Source organism: Pseudomaricurvus hydrocarbonicus, assembly GCF_011602365.1.
GTDB lineage: Bacteria > Pseudomonadota > Gammaproteobacteria > Pseudomonadales > Cellvibrionaceae > Pseudomaricurvus > Pseudomaricurvus hydrocarbonicus.
The window spans coordinates 50,851-69,215 of sequence record NZ_JAAONZ010000010.1; the positions used below are offsets into that span (position 1 = coordinate 50,851).

Genomic DNA, 18,365 nt, shown 5'->3' on the forward strand with positions numbered 1-18,365 from the left:
CAGACCGTGCTGAAACCGCTCGGCATGTGCCGCCGGACGCCAAACCACAAGGCCGCCGTAAAACAAGCGCTCCTTGCCGCCATCCCTTCCTGACAGCCTACCCCTCCCTGAGCCTCGAACGATTCATTTGCAGCCACTGCAGGGAGATCATAGTGGCCGCATTATTAAATCGCCCGCTGTACAGTTCGGCAAACACCGACTCTGCCGGAATAATCAACAAACGAATATCCTCCCCTTCATTTTCCAGTCCATTGACACTACCGTCCAGCCCGGCGAGGTCCGCCGTGGCACAAAAGACATGCAGCCTCTCGTCACAACCGCCGGGAGACGCCATGTATTGGCAAATGTACTCGACGCGATCCGGTGTCAAGCCGGCTTCTTCTTCCATTTCACGCCAGACCACGGCCTCATTGGTCTCACCGGGTTCCACCATTCCGGCGACCACTTCCAGACACCAGGGGCCGTTGGGGTCGCCGAAGGCTCCTGGGCGTATCTGCTCAACCAGCCCGATCAAATCGTGCTGGGGGTCGTACAGCACCGCCCCCACCGCATCGCCCCGAAACAGCACCTCCCGACTGACCGTAGAACTCCAGTCACCACGGTAGCGCTTATGGCGGTAATGCAGTCGCTCCATACGGAAGAACCCCTTATAGAGGGATTCACGCTCCAGTATTTCCACATCCTTCAGACCAAATGGCGGCTTCAAAAAATCCTTGTTCATTGCATCCTCATGTCCAATACATACTCATCCTGACTCACGTCATCCATCACGGCAGCCCACAGTTCAACTTTAGCTCAGGCGGTGTCATCCAGACACGGCGTTTACTGTATCACTATTGGCTTTGATCCCCGCCAAAATGCTGGCGCAACTGATCAACCATTTGTTGCAATTGGCGACTATCCGGGGTCACTGCCAGCAAACGTTCAGCGTATTCCAGCATCTGTGCGCCATCCCCCGCCTGCTGGCTCTGCTGCAGCAAGGCCGTCAGGACATCTCGATCCTGCGGGTGTTGCTGCAACACCCGCTGCCACTCTTTCACGGCAGCACGAGGCTGCTGGTCCCGCTGTAACATCAAGCCATTCACATAACCGTAGCGGGCATTGCCGGGATCCAGCTTTGCCGCTTGCGCCAGTGACCGTTGCGCCGCCGCATAGTCCTGTCGGCGAATCAACGACAAGCCCAGGGAGTGATGCAGGGCAGCAGCCGTAGGCTGCTTTTGCAGGCCGGTTCGCAGCACCGCATCAGCCCGATCCTCATCCTGCTGCTGCCGATACAAATCGGCCAGGTTCAAATAGGCTCCCACCAGGCTCGGATTGTACGCCAGAGCTTTCCGGTAAGCCGCTTGCGCAGCCGCCTGGTCCCCGGTCAGCAGACGGTAAATGCCGATGGCCATCTGCCCGTCGGCGGTGTCCTGGTCCAGCAACAACGCTGCCTGATACTCTTGTTGCAGATTTTCCCAGCGCGCCTTATCCGCCGCCGTCATCTCATTGGCGCTGACATCCACCGTGTGTCGGGCAACTGCCATGCGCACCTGTTTACTGCTGTCTTGCAACAGCGGTCTAAAATCTTCCCAGCGTTGTCTGGCGGGCAGGCCGGACAGCAGGTTCACCGCCGCCGCGCGCACCATGGCATTGCGGTGGTTCAACTGAGTTTGCGCCAGCAGAATGGTTTGGGGCGTGAGCCTGGTCTCCAGCCCAGCCAGCGCCGAAGCCTGAATCAGGGCCGGGATATGCCGCGCCATGGCCAGCTTCATCAGGCGCGTGGTGGCGTCAGGTGCGCCCCGGAGGGCCGGCAACAAGTCATCGCTGAAGTGCCACTTGCGTGTTTTGCCTGACACCTTGAGCCATTCATCCACCGCGCTACTGGCCCAACTGGCCGTTTGATCCTGATGACATTGATTGCAGGCGTTGGGTGTGCCGTAGGCCACACTGAGATCCGGCCGCGGTATGCGCAAACTGTGATCGCGACGCGGGTCCACCACCATGTAGGTGGTTTCCGGCATATGGCAATTGGCGCACTGAGCACCGGACGACCCCACCGGGTGATGGTGGTGCTCGGGCCGGTCAAACACATCCGGGCGGTGACACTGGGCGCACACCCCGTTGCCTTCCGCCCGCAATTTCAAACTGTGCGGCTCATGACAGTTGCTGCACACCACCCCCTGTTCGTGCATTTTGCTCTGCATAAACGACCCCAGCACATACACTTCATCCCGTATTTGGCCATCGCCGTAATACAGCGGCTCCTGCACCAGCTGCAAGCGATGCTTCTGGTGAAAGTCACCAGGCAGGTTTTGATTGTCCATGGTTGAGCGGCGGGCGTGACAACTGCCGCACACACTTATCTGGTCGTGCTCGGTTTTGGCCACCAGTTGCTGGGCCTGCGGGTTCTTGGCGGTGGGTGACTGATCTGACTGCAGCCATTGACCTACCGGATCGAGCGAGCGATCAAAACCCTGATGCTGACCGCCCGCCCCTGCCGCTCCCTCGCTGGTGCGCGGTGCTCCCGGCGATTGCATCAAACTGACGTGCTGACTGCCGGGCCCGTGGCAAGCTTCACAGCTGACATTGATCTCGGACCAGCTGGTAGCGTAAGTGTTGGTTTGCGCTTGAAAATTGCGCTGCAGATTGGTGGAGTGGCAATCGGCACAGCGACTGTTCCAGGTTTGATACGGGCCGGTCCAGTGCAATATGTCGCTGTGGGGAATGGCCTCATCGGGATAGAGATGAAACCAGCGCTGGCCGCCTTCCGCCGCCGGACGGCTGTCCCAGGCCACGCCCAACGCCTGCATACGACCGTCGCCCATGGGTAACAGATACTGCTGTAACGGATAAAAACCAAAAGTATACAGAACGGGAAAGGTTTGCTGCTCGCCCTGGGCATTATCGGTGGTCACCCAAAACTTGCCGTCCTGTTTGAACATTCGCGTTTTTTCACCGAAGTGCTCAAACGTTGCGTCATTAAAGTCTCCCAGAACCGATTGCTCATCGGCGGGTTTCATGGCCCAATCGTGATGCGAACCCTGCCACAGCTGGTCCTGCTGCTGATGGCAACCGCTGCAGACCTGGCGGCCCACAAACTCCGCCGTCGCAACCACTTCGGACGATTGCTGGTGCGGTGCGGTGCGGTCACTGGCAGGTTGGGCTGCAGAGATCAGCGAAACGGTCAGCAGCGACACCGCCCATAGCCACCGTGACCCCTGCCGCCGAAGCGGACGGTTTAAGAATGACATGGACATGATGGATACCAAGGGCTTCAAGAATCTGGTCACGGGCTTCCTGCTGTGGTGAGCGCAGGCCAACAACCGGCGCATATCTGTTATTACAATCTTAGCGTGGGTTCAAAGTAACCAACTCTTTGAGTCGACACAAGCTTTCAGGGTCAGACGAACGGAGGGCGGCCTCCCCCGGTTTGCCTGAGTCATGATTTTTTTCAACACCGTGTCGATGACATGCGCGGTGCATCGCGGAAACGCCGGACAATAATGCCGCTTGCTGCTGCGCGGTCAGCGGCTCTTGCGCAGCCGCGCGACGGTAGACCTCGGCCCAGTGCGTCTCAAAGTCAGGCGGCCTATGCCGCGCAACCACCGCCAGTGGCAGCTTTTTTTGCCAGCCATAATAGCAACGGACGATGTCGTCGTGGTGCCCCCTGCGAATGGCGCGTCGCAAACGCCGATAATGGGCAGGCTCCGACTGACACCGCTGCCGCCACCAGCGCAACAGGAGGTTGTCAGGGTCTGCTGCGGTGTGGCCGCGAGCCGAAGAGCGCGATCGCTGAAAGCGGACATACCCCAATGCCAGTAACATCAAGGCGATCAACAGCAGGGCGAGCAGCCCCCCAAAGTACTTAGTTGCCGACGATGATTTTCCTGCCGCCAGCACCCGGTTGTCTGGCACACCATCGGCTCCGCCCGCGGTCGCCGCTGACACCGTCACGGTGCTGGCGGGAGCGGTGGCCAACTGCCAGGCACGGCCATCCCACCAGGGTAATGATATCGCCGGCAGCGTCACTTCTCCCGCCTGCTGCAGGGTGTACATTCGTGTCTCCCGACGCGATCCCGTGAAGGCTCCCCGAGCGTTATCGTCATCCACGGTGGCATTCAGGCTCTGCTGTTTGACGCCGTCAACCTCGGGCCAGGTTAACAGCGGAATCAACATTCCCAGGGTGGATTCCGCCCACACCACAATTTGCCGCTGCACCACATCGCCCACTTGCAGGCTGTCCAGCGACGCGGTAAAACGCTGCTCCATCCTCACGGATTCTGCCACTAACGACACCGGGGCGGCTGAGCCTTCGGCGGGCCCAACCGGTAAATTTTCAACCAGCAGCAACATGGGTTTTGATCTTAATTGCAGCGATGTCGACTGCTGATGTTCATCCATGGTTTTGGTTGCGACCTTAAGCGCGGGGATCACAAATTGCCCTGCGCGCTTGGGGAATATGGCGAACTCCCGCCGCAAACCGGCGTAAGTAATTCCGTCGATGCGCTCACTAATGTTGTTGACAAAATGTGACTTGGTGACCGCTATCGCATCCGCCATGGTCAAATGTTCAAAGCGGGGCGATTGGGTAAACCAGGTGGGCGTTAACACTTCAATCACCAGCGTCACCCGCTCGCCCACAACGGGCAGCGAGTCACGGGCTGGCGTCTTTTTCTTCGACGCCACGCCCTCAATGCCAACCGGGTTGATCAACTGGCCGTGACGATCGAGCAGTTGGGTTCTGATCAGAACCTTGGGCGCAGTCGACCGTTGGGCTTGCGGAGTCTGTTGCGGCTCCTGAAGAGCAGATTGCCGCTGAGGGCTGACGGTTTGCTGAGAGTTGCCCGCCTGTTGCGAAGACCATGAGGGGACAGTTTGAGCCCGTACTGGCGCGACGGCTACCAGCAGTGCGCTCACCCCACACACGAGCAGAACGGCCCCCAACCGGCTTCGATTCCCCAACCTGAACATCAAGGCGGCTCCGCTTGCGTTGCTGCCGGTTCTGCTTGCGTCGCTGCCGGTTCCGCATTGCGGGCGGGATCCACGCTGACCTGATAGCGAAATTTCAACCGTAAAAAATCCACGGGACGGGTTTGCAGCTGCCGCATCCACAGAGCCTGAATTTCTTTCGCGCTCATTGGTTCGCCCTGACTTTCGCTCGCCTCCTGATCGCGGGCTTCGTCCTTATCCAGATCGAACACAATCTCGTCGGCGTCCAGTCTTACCTCGCCTTGTTGATGAGGCGCCTTTTTCGGTTGTTTGCCCAACACCTGAACCAACGACAGGTTTTCCTCCGCGGCCAGCCAACCCGGTTGCAACTGCAGGGCCAGTTGATAGTAATCCGCAGCCAATGGGTAGTCTTCCTGCTGGGCCAGGCTATTGGCTTGATTAAACAACAACTGAGCGCCACGCTGGCGCTGCCGGGCCGGATTTTGCCAGTCTGCTTGCGACCAGGCAGAGCGGGACCAGCGCTGCTGTGCCGCGTCAAACTGTTGCGCCGCGTACAGTGACATCGCCACCCAGTCCGGGCTGTGATACACCTGAGCGGCTTTCAGGTATTCCCCCCGCTGAAAATACCACTCGCCTTGCTGATCGCGACTCATCCACAGATCCTGCCAGCGACGGTCCGGCTGGTGCGCCAGCCACCACTGCCACAAGACCAACCCCAGCAGCGTGAGCCCCAGTATCAACCACCACAGTTTGGCCAGGGTATGGCGCCCGGCGCGATGCTCCATCACCATGGCAACACCATCCCGCGGCGAAACCACAGCATCGCCACCAGCAATAACGGCCACAGCAAGTAGTAGCCGTTATCGCGCCATTGCAAACTGTCGTCCGCCTGCAGTTGCTGCTGCCATTGTCGATCCATTTTTCCCGACAACGACTGCAAATCACTGTCATCGGCCGTCACTGTCACCCGCTCTATCTCTGCCGCCGCCAATTGATCTGCCACCCCCGGGTCAGGCACCAGCAGTAAAGCCATCACCTGCACGGCCGCCTGCTCGGGCTGGCCCCGGTCGGCAAATGGGTTCCAGTCACGTTGCAGAGGAACAAAACCGTCCAGCGAATCCGTCACCAGCACCACCGAGCCACCCTGCCCGCGCAACAGCTGGGCTGATTTTTGCAATGCCAGGTCCGGTCGGTTGCCCTCCACCGGCAACACTTCGGGCTGCAAATCCTGCAAGTAATATTTCAGCACACCGGTGTCTTCCGTCAGCGGCAAAACGCTGTGAGCACTGCCGCGATAGACCACTAACGCGGTGGCCCCACCACTGCGGTCGGCCAGCATCTGGTTGATTTTGGTTTTCGCCAAGGTCAGCCGATCAGGCTGTCGGTCCTTGGTCAGCATGCTGTTGCCCAGGTGCAACACAATCACCAGCGGGGATTGATCGTCTACCCAGGGTGGCGCTTCCTGCTGCCAACTGGGGCCGGCCAACGCCAGGGTCCACAGGCACAGCATGATATTGGCCAACCGCTGAGGCGTCAGCCGCCCTTCCTGTGCCGGCCTTAGCAACAGCGCTTGCAACAACGGTGGATCGATAAAAGACTGCCAGTCGCTGCGGGTGGCATGGCGACGCAAAACAACGGCAATCAAAATGCCCGCCGGTAACGCCAGCAACCACCAGGGGCGGAGAAAATGAAACGCCTGCAAAGCCGCCAGCCAAGGGGCCACCCAGCTACCCACTCCAGCCTCCATCACTGACGCCCCGGCAACGTCGCCGCCCCGGGGACACGACCAGGTTTTACATGCACTCCGGCCAGCCCACACTGCACCAGTAATTGCACCACCAGCCCGAGTCCCAACGGCCAGAAAAACAGCTGTCGCTGCGGGCGATAACTGATGCTGTCGTTAAGTTGAGGCTCCAGTTTTTCCAGTTCATCCATCACCGTTCGCAACTGATCACCGGATTGAGCCTCAAAAAAGACGCCGCCGGTTTGCGCGCTGATGCCTTTCAACGAATCCATGTCCATCGCCTCTTCACCCACTGCCTGCGGATCTCCCACCGCAATGGTGTGGATCACAATGTCGTTGTCCGCCGCCACTTTGGCGGCGTCCAGTGGCGGCACCCGACTGCCGGAATCATTGCCGTCCGTTAACAGTAACAAGACTTTTTGTTTCGGGGTGCGCCCAGTTGAGCGACTGGCTTTAGTGGCATCTGTGTCGCTGGCGTCACTGCCGCGGAAATGATTCACCCCCAGACCGATGGCGTCACCGAGCATGGTTTTCGGGCCGGCCATGCGGGTTTGAGCCTCGTTCAGTAAATCGAGAAACAACTGATGATCTTCGGTAAAAGGCACCTGCAAATAGGGCGCATTGCCAAACACAATTAACCCCAGTCGATCGCCGTCACGCTGCGCGACAAAATCCATCACCACCCGTTTTACACCCGCCAAACGCTGCATCGGTGGCTGACTGCGCAACACAAAATCCTGACTGTCCATGGAGCCGGAGAGATCCACGGCCAGCATCAAATCCCGACCCGGGAGCTGCTGGACCTTGGGCTCACCCAGCCACACCGGTTGCGCCAGTGCGGCCACAATCGCCACCCAACTGCACAACACCCCCAACTGCTGCCAAACATTGCGTTTTAAAATTAACGCCCCGCGTGCCGGTCGATGTCCGGTCAGGTTGACCAACTGCTGAAACACCGATACCCGCAGCGCCGCTCTCGGGGTGTGGTAAGCCCCCATCAACCATGTCACCAGCAACGGCAACGGCAGGAACACAAAGGCCCAGGGTTGCTGAAAAACGATCATGGCAAGTTCTCCTTGCCCTGCGGCGGCTGCTCATCGCGATTCTGACCATCGAGTGCCTGCCGAGAATTCCGGCTGACGCGGTGATGCCGAACCCAATCGTCACACCATTGCAACAGCGCCGCCAGCTCGTCAGTCGGCCAGCTGGCCAGTGTATCTAAAGGCACAAAAGCCAGGCTGCGAAAGCGTTCAGCCAAAGCGGGCTGCGCGCTCAGCGAGTGCCGGTTACTTCTGCCCTCCCCTCCTGTCAGGTCCAGCCATTGCTGCCATTGATTGGCGGAAAGTCCGCTCACCTGCGTGCGCGGCAGCCCTGCCAACGCCACCGACTGCAGCGCAACGCGCCTGATCAGGGCCGGCACCTGTTGCAACTCGGCCAGTGCTTGTTGCTGCATTTGCCCTTGCAGCGACTGTCGACAGGCACGAATTGCGGCACAGGCTTGCCGGCGATAAGCGTTGTCTTTCCAGTGCCAATAGCGGCGTACACACAACCCCACCCCCAGCCAGGCAACGACAAACATCAGCCACCACCACCCCGGAGCCGGCCACCCGTGACTCAACGGCGCGGGCAGAAGTACTTCGTGCATATGGGTCAACCAATCGTTACCAAATCCCGGCGGTGGCTGAAAGCTGTCGTTCACTAAAGCCCGTGCCTTGACTGCAACCACTCCCGCTGCGCTCACAACCGCCCCCCCATCAAGGCCAGCCACTGGGCCGCCACTGGCCGGTCAGTACTGATGGATAAAATGGGTATGTGAGGATTGCGTATTAATTGTCGGGCAGTCTCCAGGCGCTCGCGAAACTGTTGTTCAAATTCTTGTCGTAACTGACTGTCGGCAGTGTCCACCTCCACCTGATACTCGCCGTCACTCACCGCCAACTTGCCGCCTTCCGGCAGGTGTTGTTCCATGGGGTCATAGATCCACCCCAAAATCACATCGTTGTGATTTTGCAGTTGCGAAAGCAGGTTTTTGCTGGTGTCATCTGCACCATCCAAATCCGTGATCAGATAAATCAGTGAATCGTGCCTGGCCAGGTTCAGTAGTCGGGTCAACATTTCGTTCAATTGCCCGGCCCGGCCCTGTTCGACCTCGCGCAACTTTTGATTGTAGTCACTCAATCGATGAAACACTTGCAGCAAGTGTGTCTGGCTGCGACGCGGCTTCAATTCCACCATGTCGTCATCGCCAAAAATTAACGCCCCCACACGATCCTGATGAAACAGCGTTTGCCAGCCCAACAAGGCCGCCACTTCGGCCGCCGCCACAGACTTCATGGCTCGGCGGGAGCCAAAAAACATCGACAAGCGCTGATCCACCACCAACAGCACTGGCCGCTCGCGCTCTTCTGCGTAAATACGCACATGCGGTTTGCGAGTGCGGTTGGTCACCTTCCAATCCATCTGTCGGATATCGTCACCGACGCGATACTGCCGGAGTTCTTCGAAATTCAATCCGCGACCGCGCACCGATGAACGGTGACGTCCCACCAAAGGATTATTAATGCTGTGAGAATGGCTGAACGGTAACTTGCGGGCTTCATATTGCAGATTCACCAGGTCAGCGACGGTGACCGTCACACCCGCTGAGTCAGACACCTCTTTGACCGCCGCCATCAGGCCACCGCCACCTGCTGCAGGATGGTCTCCACCAGCTTGCGGGTGTCGACACCTTCGGCCTGAGCCTCATAGCTCAGTTGAATGCGATGCCCCATCACTTGCAGAGCCACCGCCTGCACATCTTCGGGAATCACATGATCGCGGCCACACAGCCAGGCCCGGGCCCGGGCACAGCGATCCAGAGCCAGACTCGCCCGCGGGCTGGCACCAAACGCAATCCAGCGGCGTAAATCTTCGCTGTAACGTTCGGGGTGGCGCGTCGCCATCACCAGAGCGACAATGTAGTGCTCAATGGCTTCACTGATGTGCAGATTTTTAATTTGTTCCCGCGCTGCAAACACCGCGTTTTCATCCACCACAGGCTCGCGCAGCTGCGGTTGTAACTCTTCACCGCGCACCAGGCGAATAATACTCAACTCGCTGTCATCGTCCGGGTAATCCATGTCGACTTTCAACAGGAAGCGGTCCATCTGGGCTTCGGGCAAGGGATAGGTGCCCTCCTGCTCAATCGGGTTTTGCGTCGCCAGCACCATGAACAATTGTGGCAGCGGGTAGGTTTTTCCCGCCACGGTAACCTGGCGTTCCTCCATGGCTTCGAGCAATGCTGACTGCACCTTGGCCGGGGCCCGATTAATTTCATCCGCCAGAATTAAGTTGTGAAACAGCGGCCCCGGCTGAAACGCCAAGGTCTCTTTATCCCCGTCCACGTGATAAACCTCGGTACCCGTCACGTCCGCCGGCAACAGATCCGGGGTAAACTGGATGCGTCCCAATTCCGCCTGCAGGGCTTTTGACAAGGCCTTAATCGAACGGGTTTTGGCCGTGCCCGGCAAGCCTTCCAACAACACATGACCATTGGCCAGCAGCGCGATCACCAGATGTTCAATCACCGCCTGCTGGCCAATGATGGTCTGCTGTATTTGCTGCACCAGCTGAGCGAGCGACTGCTGCGGGGTTTGCTGGGAAAAATCAGTACTCATTCGGCATCCTGGCAATATGATTTATCTGAAATGTAAAGAATAAATACTTTAGCATCGAAACACCCACCCTAACACCGGGTTACTGTGTCCATATCTCTAGCATAGCCCTTAAACCAGGTTCAGCAGACATCACGGCATCAGACTCCGCAGTGAATCGTCGTAACAGTCAGCAATGGATACGCCGGTATGTGAGACCGTATCGCACGACCCCCTTTACCGATCACTCATCCTAGGTTAACCGGGCTGGTGGCTGGTGTTCGTGGCGCCAGGTTTGCGGCACCCTGTTGCGCGTATCGTCATTGCCGCCACGCCACATGCCGGCAATGTCCGTGCATCCCGCCGGCACACCTCTGGTGGATCAATCACTCGCGTCAGGGTAGAGTTCAAGAGAATGGAACGGAGACGTCAGGTACGAAGTCGTCACCGCGGCCCTCAGAAAAGAAATAACACCTGCCATTTCTGTGAGAGCCGGGATGACATCAAGCACAACCGGTTATCACAATTCGGGTTAGCCTATGGATGTGAAACACTTCCGGGCTAGTCGGCCTTTTGCGGTTGATAACGGGTCAACTGCTCCACCACACCGTCGACGGTAAAACTGTTAGGCGCCTGACGCGACGGGAACTCCTTGAAGGTTTGTGCAAACTGAACCGCTTTGGCCGAGCCATAGAAGATTCTGCCGGCATTATTTTCCCACCAGGTGTTGTAATTATTGGCATCTGTATCCGCACGTTCAAAAGGATCGCGGCGCAGATTGAATATTTTGGGGATGCGCAAACGCACAAACGGCTCACGCCAGACATCAAACTTACGTGCGCGCTGCTCGGCATACACCACTTTCCAGTCACCACTGCGAACACCGAGGAAGGCGCCATCGTCGCTGAAGTAAAAAAATTCCGTGCGCGGTCCGGTATTTTCTTCACCTTTCAGGTAAGGCAAAAAGTTATGCCCGTCCAGGTGTACCTTATAATCCCGATTGCCAAACGCGCGCCCTTTTTTGAGTTCACTGACGACCTGGTCTTCACCCACCGCCGCCATCAGGGTGGGCAGCCAGTCCAAATGCGACATGATGGAATTCGACACCTGCCCCGGAGCAATTTTGCCCGGCCAGCGCACCAGCGCCGGCACCCGGAAACCGCCCTCCCAGTTGGTGTTCTTTTCACTGCGGAACGGCGTGATCGCGGCATCCGGCCAGGTGTTGTAATGCGGGCCATTGTCGGTGGAGTAGATGACGATGGTGTTATCTTCGATGCCCAGGTCTTTCAGTTGCTGCAGCATTTCACCCACGTGTTCATCGTGCGTCACCATCACATCGTTGTAAAAGCCCTGTCCGGATTTACCCAGATTCTTTTCAGCCGGGTGGGTCCAGTAGTGCATGCCGGTGGTGTTCAACCAGACAAAAAACGGTTTCTTCGCCTTGTGTGCCTTGCTGATAAAATTCTTGGCGCCGGCGACAAACTCTTCATCCACGGTCTCCATGCGCTTGCGAGTCAGCGGACCGGAGTCCTCCACCCGGCCGTCGGCGTAGCTGTGAATCACACCGCGGGGGTTAAAGGTTTTCTGGAACCAGGCCTCCTGCGGGTAATCCGGCATCTCAGGCATTTCTTCGGCATCCAGGTGATAGAGGTTGCCAAAAAACTCGTCAAAACCGTGGTTGGTGGGTAGGAATTCATTGCGATCCCCCAGGTGGTTCTTGCCAAATTGCCCGGTGGCGTACCCCAGGGGTTTGAGCATTTCCGCCAGCGTGGGATCTTCTTTCTGGATACCGGTGTCGGCGCCGGGGGTGCCCACTTTTGTCAAGCCGGTGCGCACCGGGATCTGGCCGGTAATGAACGCTGAGCGACCCGCAGTGCAACTTTGTTCGGCGTAATAATCGGTGAACATCATGCCCTCGCGGGCGAGGCTGTCGATATTCGGAGTTTTATAGCCCATCAATCCATGACTGTAGGCACTGATGTTGGTTTGGCCGATGTCATCGCCAAAGATGACCAGGATATTGGGTTTGTCGGCCGCCAGAGCGGCTGTTGACACCACACCCAGGCCCACCAAAGCGGTGACCGCCAGGGCACGGCGCGCAGTCAAGGCACGCCGCATTAAAGTTATTGGATTGCACGTCATCTCTCTGACCTCATAGTGTTATCGGTTATGTCGTTATGAGTTCTGTCGCTATGGATTCGGTGGGGCAGACAACGGATCCTTTACATCACATCCACCCACAAAGCCTCTGTCCCTGCCAGGCTGACTCACTCCAGCTTCAACGAGTGTAGTCAAATTGACGGCCTCAGGTTCTTTCCAACTGCGACGGCCTCTCGGGCCTGACAACTCATGGCCTTCTGCCAGCCACACATGACTTTATCCTGACCACAAGTTATATACCTAATGACATTTTTGGCATAAAGTTCATAACCAAACCAATATAACACGACAGCGACCCGGACTCATGCCTGCCTCACCCCTAACCCGCCTGGACTTCAAATTGCTGTACGCCCTGCAAGTCTTGATTGAAGAGAGGAGCGTCACGCGTGCCGCCGAGCGCCTCCACGTGTCTCAACCGGCCATGAGTAAAACGCTGGTCAGATTAAAAACATTGTTCGGCGACCCGCTGTTTACCCGCACCGCCTACGGCTTGATTCCCACCCCCAAAACCGAAGAGCTGGCACTGCGTTTGCCCGCCCTGCTGGGCGAATTACAAGGGCTGGTCGAGGGGCATGAATTTCACCCCGGGGAGTATCGCGGTCGCTTCTGTCTCGGCCTGCCCCAATGGGTTTCAGAAATGAACCTGCCGCAAATCATCAAAAAAGTGTGTGCTCAGGCACCCCGTGTCCAGATCGCCACTGTCGACATGCCACAGGATTACCTGGAACAACTCGCCACCGGCAAGCTGGATTTCGCGATTCAACGGCAGCAGTCTGTACCCGACGGGTTTCTCAGTTTTCCGCTGGGCAGCGGCAATGCCGGATGCCTGATGCGCAAAGGGCACCCTCTGAGTCAACAGTCGACCCTGAGCCTTGACGATTATCTGCACTACCCTCACATCCGGGTGTCGTTTCCCGGCATGACCGACGACAACACCGGCATCATCGATCAGGTTTTAAAAGCGCAACACCTCAGCCGTCAGATTGCCTTTGACACCACCCAATTGGCCGCGGCACTGGAAACCCTGGTCAATACCGATTGCCTGATGGTTGGCCCCTACTACCTCGCGATGAAAGGCCGCTATCAGCCCTGGCTGCACGTCGTGCCATTTCCGAAAACCCTGACGTTTCCCAAATTGCCCTTTGTGCTATTGCAACATGAGCGCACCGAAAAAAGCCCGGCTCATCGCTGGCTGAACAAAATACTGCTGGAGATGACGAAACAAAGTCTGATCGACTGAGCCGGCAGCCACAGTGGTTTACCGCCACCGCCACTGTCCCCCGGCCCTTTTTCGCGGTTTGCCCTGTTTTAGCGCTGCTTTGCACCATCGGCTCCCATGAACACCGCCGTTAACACAAATTAACCGCTGTCGCCTGAGTTCCTGTCGACGCTTTCGGCACAAAGCGCTAAACTCGGCGGGTTAATTTATTTACAGAAGGCGGCTAGCTTAAGCCTTCTCACAGCGGATACAGGATTATCTATGCTTAAGCGACGCTTAACCCTCGCGCTGGTCAGTACAGCTGTCAGTTTATGTGCCATGTCCCCCCTGCAGGCGGAAACTCTGGAAGAAATTTACCGCCTGGCGCTGGAAAATGACCACCAGCTGAAAGCCGACACCGCGGCCTACGAGGCCGGCAAGGAAAACCTCACCATCGGCCGTTCGGCGCTGTTGCCGCAAATCAATGCGCAGGCGAGTTATTCCGAAACCGAGCAAACCACCCTTGGCGAGAGCGCTTTCACCTCATCCCCGCCTGAATACGAAATTGAATCGGAAAATGAAGCCTACTCCGTGACATTAACCCAGCCGCTGTTCAATATGGCGGCCTGGTTTGGCTACCAGCAGGGCAAATCCCTCAGCCATCAGGCGCAAGCCCAGTTCAGCGCCGACCAGCAGTCGCTGATCATCCGCGTCTCCGAAGCGTATTTCACGGTTTTGCGTGCGATCGATAACCTCACCACCGCCCGCGCCGAAGAGAAAGCCCTGGGCCACCAGCTGGAACAAACCAAACAGCGTTTTGACGTGGGCCTGACCGCCATCACCGATGTGCACGAAGCCCAGGCGGCGTACGACAACGCCACCGCCACCACCCTGGAAGCACGCGGCAATCTGGCGATTGCGTTTGAAGGGCTGGAAGTACTGACCGGGCAACAACACGAGCAGGTTGCCCCACTGGTGGAAAACTTCCCGGTCACTAACCCCGCGCCGATGCAACGCAGCGAATGGGTCGACTTCGCCCTGAACAACAACTACACCCTGCAGGTAGCCAAATACAACGCCGAGGCGTTTGAAGACAACGCGCGCGCCGCAGCTTCGGGACACTTGCCGACACTGTCAGCCAATTTGAGTTATGGCAATCGCGATGACAGCAACACCGATATTTTTGTCAATGGCTCATCGGCATCAAACGATTCCCGAATCAATGACCGCTCCACCATCGGCGTCCGCCTGGACGTACCCATCTTCAGTGGCCTGCGGGTGTCCGGTCAGCGCCGTCAGGCCTACAGCCAGTCCATGCAGGCCGACGAAATCTACAACAAGACCCAGCGCGACATTATTCAAGGCGCCCGCTCACTGCACCTTTCTGTCGTGACCAACGTCGCCCAGGTCAATGCCCGCCAGCAGGCCATCACCTCCAGCAGGAGTGCACTGGAAGCCACTCAAGCCGGATACGAAGTGGGCACCCGCAACCTGGTGGACGTGCTGATCGCGCAGCAGAATCTGTATCAGGCGCAGCGCAATTACGACGACACCCGCTACGCCTACATCGTCAACATGTTGCGCCTGAAAGAAGTGGCCGGCAACTTGACGCCGGAAGATGTGCTGCAACTGAATCGCTGGCTTAACGTCGAAAAACAAGTGGACCGCAGCCTCTACGAAATCAAATAAACCAGCAAGCTCTGACCAACCGGGGTCTCACAACCCCGACAGTGGTAACGTCTACAAACCCCGGCCCTCCGGGGTTTGTTGTTTCTGACAGCTTGCGGCTTACATCAGCTGATGATCAATGACACCCAGCAGCCGTTCCAGCGCCCCGCGGTTGGCGTCCGCCACCTGCTGCGCCGCTTGGCCCATGCGCTCTGATCGCTCGGGAGAGGACAAGGCCTGAGCCACCGCCAGTGCCAAATCCGCCGGCGTCTCCACCACCTGCAGGCCACCGGCTTCTTTCAACAAACGCGACACTTCGGCGAAATTAAACAGTGACGGACCGCAAAAGACAGGCTTGGCCCAGGCGGCCGGCTCAATCAGGTTGTGCCCCCCGTTCGGTACCCAGGTGCCCCCCATGAACACCAGGTCACTGGCACCCAGCAGCGCCAGCAACTCGCCCATGGTATCGCCCACCACCACTTGGGTATCTGCGGCCACCGCACCACCCTCGCTGTGCTTTTGCAGCCGATAATTCCTGGACGCTTCGGCCGCCACCCGCTCAAAACGTTCGGGGTGACGCGGCACCAACACCAACAGCAGGCTCGGGTGTTCAGGCAACAGTGTGGCAAACGCCTGCAACAGCAGAGCGTCCTCCCCCTGGTGTGTACTCGCTGCCAGCAAAATGGGGCGGGCAGAATTCGACGCCTGGCCAGTACCCTGCCAGCGCTGCCGAATCGCCTGCGCCTGAGCTCTCACAGTCGCATCCAGCGTCAGATCGAACTTGATATTACCCGTCACCGACAGCTTGTCGGATGGTACCCCCAGGTTCACAAACCGCTGGCCATCCGCTTGCGCCTGCGCCGCGACCATACTCACCTGCTGTAGCATGGGTGTCGCCAGGGCAGCAAACCGCCCATAACCCCGCGCCGATTTTTCCGATAAGCGGGCATTGGCAATCACCACCGGAATCTGCCTTTTATGACAGGCCGCGATGGTATTGGGCCACAACTCGGTTTCCATAATCACCGCCAGTTGTGGGCGCGCCCGGCGTAAAAAGCGCCCCAGGCAATCGGGCAGGTCATAGGGCGCGTAGACATGAAACACCGTCTCGCCGAACGCCGCCTTGACACGCTCCGACCCGGTCGGAGTGGTGGTGGTGACGATCAGGTCATGCTGCGGATAACGCAATTGCAGCTGTTTAATCAGGGGCAGGGCCGCCAACGTCTCCCCGACGGACACGGCATGCAACCATATGGCCGGGCGGTTACCGGGACGGGCGGCGAAGAAGCCAAACCGCTCTCCCCAGCGACGGGCATAGGCCGGTGCCGAGCGAGCACGCCACAACAGCCGTACAACCACCAACGGCAGAGACAGATAAAAAACCAGACTGTAAAACCAACGCATCATAAATTCACATTTTTACCATTCACACCACATTCACCGGCTGCCAGCCTGGCAAATCACATTTTGCCTGGGCTTACTCATGAACGATCACCCGCCAGACCAACCCAGGCATGAAGGCCCTGAAACAAGACGCCACATCGCCAGGCAGGAGGATAACCAGCCCACCGCCTCAAGCCCAGTTCTTTATCACAAACAGTGCCATCCCCCGCACACGAAAATACTTTACACGCCCAAACGGTTTCACAATCCGGCTAACAATACACAAACCACGTTTTTTGCGCTTAAATCTCGTATAATCCCTGCACTTCCCAAACGTCGGTATCCCATGCATACATCGCCACAGGCTCAGCAAAATAACTCACAGGCCAGCGGAAACCCCGAAGGCCAGCGGGACATTTACCTCGACATCGCCATCATTGGCGGAGGTATTGCCGGTCTTTGGCTGATCAATCGCCTGCAAACTGCCGGCTATCAATGCGCCTTGTTTGAAGCAAAAGCGCTGGGCAGCGATCAGTCTGTGGCCTCACAGGGTATGATCCACGGAGGCATCAAGTACACCCTCAATGGTGCCCTGACTGGAGCCTCCGAGGCCATTGCCGACATGCCCGCTCACTGGCAAGACTGCCTGGTGGGATGTGGCGATGTAGATTTGCGCGGCGCCAACGTCCTCAGTGATCACTTTTACATGTGGTCCACCGCCAGTGTGACGTCCAAAATTACCACCTTTTTTGCCAGCAAAGCCACTCGCGGCCGGGTAGACAAGGTCGCTCCCGCTGATCGCCCCGCACTCTTCCGGCAAAAAGGTTTCAGGGGCCAACTTTATAAGCTGGTGGATATCGTACTGGATGTCCCGAGCGTCTTGCAGAAGCTCGCGAGCAATGCTGCCGGCAGAACCTACCTGCTGCCCACTGAATCCGCCCGCTGGGAGAAAGATGAAGAGGGGCAGTGCCTGCTGCACATCAGCACCGACTCGGAAACAATCAGGGTGCACGCCAAGCAATTCATCTTTACCGCCGGCAAAGGTAACGCTGACCTGCTGCACCAGCTGGGTGAAATTGCTCCGGCCATGCAGTCGCGTCCCCTGCAACAGGTTATGGTCAAGTTTGATGTGCCTCACAAATTTTATGGCCACTGCCTGGGGGCCGATAAGACTCCCAGACTGACCATTTCCAGCCACCCCTGCCTGGACGGAAAATGGGTCTGGTACCTGGGCGGCAGTCTGGCCGAAAACGGGGTCAAGCAGGATGCCGACACGCTGATTGATCACGCCGATCGGGAACTGAAAAACCTGATGCCATGGCTGGATCTGTCCCATGCCCAATGGAGCACGCTGTGGGTTGAGCGCGCAGAGCCGCGGCAAAAAAATTTAGTGCGCCCCGACCAGGCCTTTATTGAGCGCGCCCCGCACTGTCGCAACCTGGCTGTTGCCTGGCCCACCAAGTTAACCCTCAGCCCCAATCTGGCAACGGCAACGCTGGAGTTGTTAAACAAACAGGGCATCAAACCCGGCAAGGTCGCTGACTTCAGCGCCCTCTCATCCCTGCCCCAGGCTCCGGTTGCCAAATCGCCCTGGGACACAGCGATTTTTCACGCACGCCCCTAACCAAGAAATTTCGTTAAGCCAGAA

General features: G+C 58.0%; 14 protein-coding genes. 3 read left to right on the forward strand and 11 right to left on the reverse strand.

Annotated features, from left to right (window positions below):
- Positions 1–97: 97 nt before the first annotated feature.
- From G8770_RS13345 to G8770_RS13390, 10 genes are all read right to left on the reverse strand, one after another.
- On the reverse strand, positions 98–721 hold the full coding sequence (locus tag G8770_RS13345) for an NUDIX domain-containing protein (RefSeq protein ID WP_167187527.1): 624 nt from the start codon (positions 719–721) through the stop codon (positions 98–100).
- Between the two features lie 112 nt (positions 722–833).
- Positions 834–3,179: a multiheme c-type cytochrome gene (locus tag G8770_RS13350; protein ID WP_167187530.1), complete on the reverse strand. Its 2,346-nt coding sequence runs from the start codon at positions 3,177–3,179 to the stop codon at positions 834–836.
- Between the two features lie 151 nt (positions 3,180–3,330).
- A complete protein-coding gene (locus G8770_RS13355) occupies positions 3,331–4,953 on the reverse strand; it encodes a BatD family protein (RefSeq protein ID WP_167187532.1) in 1,623 nt (540 codons plus the stop codon).
- A complete protein-coding gene (locus G8770_RS13360) occupies positions 4,953–5,723 on the reverse strand; it encodes a tetratricopeptide repeat protein (protein ID WP_167187535.1) in 771 nt (256 codons plus the stop codon). Before G8770_RS13360 ends, G8770_RS13355 begins: the two co-directional genes overlap by 1 nt.
- Complete coding sequence (locus G8770_RS24210) at positions 5,717–6,667, reverse strand: VWA domain-containing protein (protein WP_167187538.1); 951 nt, start codon at positions 6,665–6,667, stop codon at positions 5,717–5,719. Before G8770_RS24210 ends, G8770_RS13360 begins: the two co-directional genes overlap by 7 nt.
- A gap of 11 nt (positions 6,668–6,678) precedes the next feature.
- Positions 6,679–7,740: a VWA domain-containing protein gene (locus G8770_RS13370; protein ID WP_167187540.1), complete on the reverse strand. Its 1,062-nt coding sequence runs from the start codon at positions 7,738–7,740 to the stop codon at positions 6,679–6,681.
- A complete protein-coding gene (locus G8770_RS13375; RefSeq protein WP_167187543.1) occupies positions 7,737–8,417 on the reverse strand; it encodes a DUF4381 family protein in 681 nt (226 codons plus the stop codon). The genes G8770_RS13370 and G8770_RS13375 overlap by 4 nt, the downstream gene beginning before the upstream one ends.
- Positions 8,414–9,349: a DUF58 domain-containing protein gene (locus tag G8770_RS13380; protein ID WP_167187548.1), complete on the reverse strand. Its 936-nt coding sequence runs from the start codon at positions 9,347–9,349 to the stop codon at positions 8,414–8,416. Before G8770_RS13380 ends, G8770_RS13375 begins: the two co-directional genes overlap by 4 nt.
- Positions 9,349–10,332: an AAA family ATPase gene (locus G8770_RS13385; RefSeq protein WP_167187550.1), complete on the reverse strand. Its 984-nt coding sequence runs from the start codon at positions 10,330–10,332 to the stop codon at positions 9,349–9,351. The genes G8770_RS13380 and G8770_RS13385 overlap by 1 nt, the downstream gene beginning before the upstream one ends.
- A gap of 537 nt (positions 10,333–10,869) precedes the next feature.
- Positions 10,870–12,426: an arylsulfatase gene (locus G8770_RS13390; protein ID WP_167187804.1), complete on the reverse strand. Its 1,557-nt coding sequence runs from the start codon at positions 12,424–12,426 to the stop codon at positions 10,870–10,872.
- Positions 12,427–12,772: 346 nt separating this feature from the next.
- Here G8770_RS13390 and G8770_RS13395 point away from each other — a divergent pair, with 346 nt between their 5' ends.
- A complete protein-coding gene (locus G8770_RS13395) occupies positions 12,773–13,708 on the forward strand; it encodes a LysR family transcriptional regulator (RefSeq protein ID WP_167187553.1) in 936 nt (311 codons plus the stop codon).
- A 240-nt stretch (positions 13,709–13,948) separates the two neighbouring features.
- Entirely contained in the window at positions 13,949–15,355 is a 1,407-nt protein-coding gene (locus G8770_RS13400) for a TolC family outer membrane protein (RefSeq protein WP_167187556.1), read from the forward strand.
- A gap of 99 nt (positions 15,356–15,454) precedes the next feature.
- On the opposite strand, the gene waaA is transcribed toward G8770_RS13400, so the two are convergent.
- The gene (gene waaA / locus G8770_RS13405; RefSeq protein WP_167187559.1) at positions 15,455–16,741 is read right to left on the reverse strand and encodes a lipid IV(A) 3-deoxy-D-manno-octulosonic acid transferase; all 1,287 of its coding nucleotides are present in this window, start codon (positions 16,739–16,741) and stop codon (positions 15,455–15,457) included.
- A 322-nt stretch (positions 16,742–17,063) separates the two neighbouring features.
- On the opposite strand from waaA, the gene G8770_RS13410 reads away from it, so the two are divergent.
- On the forward strand, positions 17,064–18,341 hold the full coding sequence (locus G8770_RS13410; protein WP_167187562.1) for an FAD-dependent oxidoreductase: 1,278 nt from the start codon (positions 17,064–17,066) through the stop codon (positions 18,339–18,341).
- The last annotated feature ends 24 nt before the right edge of the window (positions 18,342–18,365 follow it).